Source organism: Shigella sp. FC1661 (genome assembly GCF_001712525.1).
Taxonomy (GTDB): domain Bacteria; phylum Pseudomonadota; class Gammaproteobacteria; order Enterobacterales; family Enterobacteriaceae; genus Escherichia; species Escherichia coli.
This window is the reverse complement of the sequence record NZ_MDGW01000175.1, coordinates 1-4,432: the sequence shown is the minus strand read 5'-3', so window position 1 is coordinate 4,432 and position 4,432 is coordinate 1. Positions and strand designations below refer to the sequence as shown.

Genomic DNA, 4,432 nt, shown 5'->3' with positions numbered 1-4,432 from the left:
TTTACGCGTATGACAGGCTCCGGAAGACGGTTGTTGCGCACGTATTCGGTGAACGCACTATGGCGACGCTGGGGCGTCTTATGAGCTTGCTGTCACCCTTTGACGTGGTGATATGGATGACGGATGGCTGGCCACTGTATGAATCCCGCCTGAAGGGAAAGCTGCACGTAATCAGCAAGCGATATACGCAGCGAATTGAGCGGCATAACCTGAATCTGAGGCAGCACCTGGCACGGCTGGGACGGAAGTCGCTGTCGTTCTCAAAATCGGTGGAGCTGCATGACAAAGTCATCGGGCATTATCTGAACATAAAACACTATCAATAAGTTGGAGTCATTACCGCATAATTGCCAATCTCAACGTAAATATCATATGTATCGCCGGATGTGTTGATCCAGGCGAAATTAGTTAATCCGACGGCTGTACGCTTCCACAAAGCCCCGGTAATTCCTTTGGGGTTTCCATTGCCTGCTCGTAGAACCAGTTCTGAAATGCCTGCCTGATGTGGGGAACCGACGTTGTAACCAGCGCCACCAATCAATGCGATGTAAACGATGGAACTCGCTTGTGGCATGGTAACCGTAGCCAGTTTGAACCACCCAGCCCCGCCAGAGAAAGACATCGTTACTGAATTTAAAGTACCAATATCTTTCGGCGTTAATGTTATATCCGCAGTCAATGCTTTTCCGTTAACTTTTCGGTTAGATGGCACCCTGCTATTCGCATTGTCATTGGCTGCTTTAACTGCTTTTGGCGTTGCGGCCAGCGATTCACTGGTGCTATCAACAGCACTGCTAAGTTTCACAACACCTTTAGTTGTAAGGCTTGCGTCTTCCATCGCAACTGCACCGGCAATCTCTTCAGCACGATCAGCAGCAGCTTCCGCACGGGTCGCAGCGGATTCAGCAGTAGTTTTGCTCTGAGATGCTGCCGTCGCACTGCCTGCCGCCTCTGTTGCCTTCGTGGATGCCGTCGTGGCGCTGCTCTTCGCTGCTGACGCTTGTCTGGTCGCCTCATCTTTTGAAGCAGACGCCGATGATGCCGATGACGCCGCCGAACTGGCGGACGATGCGGCAGCCGTTTTTGAGGATTCTGCGCTGGTTTCCGACGCTTTCGCGTTCGTTTCGGATGTCTTCGCTGCGGAAGCAGACCTCGCTGCTGCGCTGGCCTGTTCAGTGGCTTCGCCAGCCTTCGTTGTGGCTGTTGAAGCAGACGATGCGGAGCTTTCTGCCGATTTTCCGGCGGCGGTGACACTGGCTGAGGCCTGCCCGGCACTTGTTGACGCTGCACTGGCAGACGACGCAGCCGCTGTTTTTGAGCCTGCCGCAGCTGAGGCACTCTGTTCCGCTGCCGTTTCAGAAGACCTGGCGTTTGTCTCAGACGTTTTTGCCGCCTTCGCAGAATTTGCTGCCGCCGTTGCCGAGGAAGCTGCGCTGCTGGCGCTCGAGGCTGCGTTCGTTTCTGATGATTTTGCCGCCTCTTTTGAAGCCGACGCATCCCGTGCTGAAGTGGCTGCTTCTGACGCTTTCGTGGTCGCGGTGGATGCAGAAGTGGCTGCTGATTGTTGTGACGCTGCCGCATTCGTTTCTGACGTTTTCGCCGCACCGGCACTGGTAGCCGCCGCGCTTTTTGAGGACTCTGCAGCGGCAGCACTTTTTAATGCTTCAGTGGCCTTTGTTGATGCCGTTCCTGCGCTGGAAGACGCTGACTGAGCCGACGACGCGGCCTGTCCGGCTGACGTGCTGGCGGCACGTGCTGAGGCTGCAGCATCGGTTGCATGAGTTGCCGCCTCGCTGGCTGATGCACTGGCATCGCTGGCTGATTTTTTCGCGGCTGCCGTATTCTGTGCAACCGCGGAGGCGTTACGTGACACCTCTTCCACCATCTGCTCAAAGCGGCGCAGTGCCTCCGGTCGGACATCATCCTCCGTCATGGCACCGAGAAAATCATTCAGCGTACCTGGTCTGGAACCTTCATAGACGGTAATGGTCCCGGCATGTGAAGGCGGAAAACCTTCAACCAGCAGGGTGACGCTGTACTGACCATGCTCAACATCCATGCTGTAACGTCCGGCTTCATCCGGATTTTCAGAGGCCACCGTGTTCACCACCACCGTGCTGCTGGTTCGTCTGGCCTTCAGCACAATGGTGCAGTTCTGTACTGGTTTTCCTGTGCCATCTTTAAGCACGCCAGAAATTTTTACTGTCATACTTTTCCACCAATAAAAAAAGCCCGCAGCAGTGACGCCACGGGCTTCAGGACAGTGTAACTTTACGTTTCCTCAAACGCAGTTCACCCCATAAAGTGGATGAACCTGCGTATCATAACAATATTTACAGAAGATAAATCGGCGTCTGTTGTCAGAAACGGTATCCGATACCAACAATAAATGCATCCGTTCGCCAGTCGCCACTACCGGAACCTTCATAAGCAAGGTCAACGGCCACGGATTCGGTCGGGTTAAACTGCACGCCAGCCCCCCACGCCAGAGAGGTATTGCTGTGGCGACCGTCATCACTTCCGGTCAGCACGTCGTGCGTTTTCCCCTTGTTGTCAGTTACGCGGAGATAATCCCCGGAGAAAGTCGACACACGGCTGTAAGCCACACCCGCCATCGCATACGCGCTGAACCATTCATTCACGCGTACAGACGGCCCCGCCATCACGCTGAACCAGCGGTTACGCACGGAATCTTCATGCCAGCGGGTATCGCTGTAGCGCGTTTTTTGCTCATCCTCAGCATTGGCATAACTGAAGGACGTAATCAGCCCCAGCGCGTCCGTAAACTCATAACGGTATTTCACGTTAATCCCGTTCAGATCATCACTACCGGGAACGTTCGTCGAGGCATGGAGATACCCCGCGCTCAGCGTGGACTGATGTTCTGCTGCACTCGCTGGCGTAGCAGCGGCGACCTGCCAGACTACTGCGGACAAAATAACAGCACATAATTTACGCATAATTACCTCTCGCTTTTCTGCAATAAAAAAGGCGCCATTTCTGGCGCCCGTATCTGGGTTATAAAATTCAGCTAATCGTGATGCCTGCAGTGGCTTTCTTCATCACCACAACCAGCAAATCGCTGATACTTGCTGTGGGATACCAGTTATTTACCAGCCATGCTGACACCGAAAACTCCAGTGTCATGTGACCGTGACCGGCAGGCATATCAATAACACCACTGTAAATCAGCGTATTATCCAGCGCGGTACGGTTATAAATTTCAGCACCGTTTTTCCGCACTATCAGACGGCATGAGGAGTAAATATCAGTATGCTCTTTCTCATGTTTAGCGCCGCTGAATGCCACCGCCGGAATAACAATCTGCCGGTCAAACGGCTGATCGTCATAAACCCTGACGGTAATGGTTCCTGATGGCCACCGCTCTGGTGCACGGGAGTCCCGGGGGAAAGCTTTGCCCACTGTTTTAACGAGATCGCCTTCAATCTGGTTCGCGGACAATTTTCCCAGAACCCGACAGTTCTCGTTAATAGTGACGTTGTTGAGCGTCCCGGAGTTCGCATTCACGTTACCGCTGATATCGGCATTTTTCGCCGTCAGCCGCCCGTCCGGTGTCAGGGAAAATGCCGGAGGATTACCGCCGCTGGTAATGGTGGGAGCCGTCAGATATTTCAGGAACACTTCATTCATAAATATCTGATCGCCCTGACCAACAAACATCGGCTTTGTGTTGCCATTCGCAGGATTAATCATCGCAATCCTGTCTGCCGCCAGCAGCACCTGACTCTGCATTCCTGCTGGCGTATTCTCAATACCGGCACCGATACCCGCAATATAAAGGCGTCCGTCCTGCATCTGCTGCAGTTTCACGGCCCACATGCTGTTCAGGTTATTATTTGTATCAACCTGAACTTTCTGTATCTGCTGGATTGCCGCACTCTGATTTTCCAGTTTTTTATTGACGGTCTGCGTGATTTCATTGCTGACATTCGTAATGGACGTCCTGATTTCAGCCAGGTCCGGTGCAAGCTGACCGTTATCAATCTGCGTCCACAGCTCCTGGGCCAGATGTGTTTTCCCGATTTCTCCTTTGAAAAAATCCAGGTAACCTTCCACATCATCGCTCGCCCGACCGACAGCCTCCACGAATGCCGATTTGCCAACAGTATTCACACTGCGGATATAAAAATAATAATCATGGCCCGGTTTGATATTGATACTGGCAGCTATCCAGTACAGCGCCGAGCCAAGATAGCGGGCTGCGGTTTCAACCTGCCTGATATCCGCAATCCGCTTTTCCGAGAACCAGAACTCAAACTGTACCGTCGGGTCATAAACGGCAAGATGTGGCGTTGCGGTTATCTGAAAATAGCCCGGCGTCAGTTCAATGGTGGCGGGTTTTGCTGGCGCGTTAATCCGGAAGGTGGTGGTGGCCGGTTCGCCCTGCTGGCCATAACTGTTAATTGCCCTG

Annotated in this window: 2 protein-coding genes and 2 pseudogenes; 1 reads left to right on the top strand and 3 read right to left on the bottom strand. The window is 53.2% G+C overall.

What is annotated here, in order from left to right:
- Positions 1–326, top strand: a pseudogene (locus BFF42_RS11360) (IS1-like element IS1B family transposase); the annotation flags it as partial.
- A 14-nt stretch (positions 327–340) separates the two neighbouring features.
- Here BFF42_RS11360 and BFF42_RS11355 read toward each other — a convergent pair.
- The 3 genes and pseudogenes from BFF42_RS11355 to BFF42_RS11345 all read right to left on the bottom strand — a co-directional run.
- A pseudogene (locus BFF42_RS11355) lies at positions 341–2,209 on the bottom strand (prophage tail fiber N-terminal domain-containing protein); the annotation flags it as partial.
- A gap of 151 nt (positions 2,210–2,360) precedes the next feature.
- Complete coding sequence (locus BFF42_RS11350) at positions 2,361–2,960, bottom strand: Ail/Lom family outer membrane beta-barrel protein (protein ID WP_001228313.1); 600 nt, start codon at positions 2,958–2,960, stop codon at positions 2,361–2,363.
- A gap of 67 nt (positions 2,961–3,027) precedes the next feature.
- The coding region (locus BFF42_RS11345) for a phage tail tip domain-containing protein (RefSeq protein ID WP_073692967.1) at positions 3,028–4,432 on the bottom strand (1,405 nt) is incomplete at its 5' end.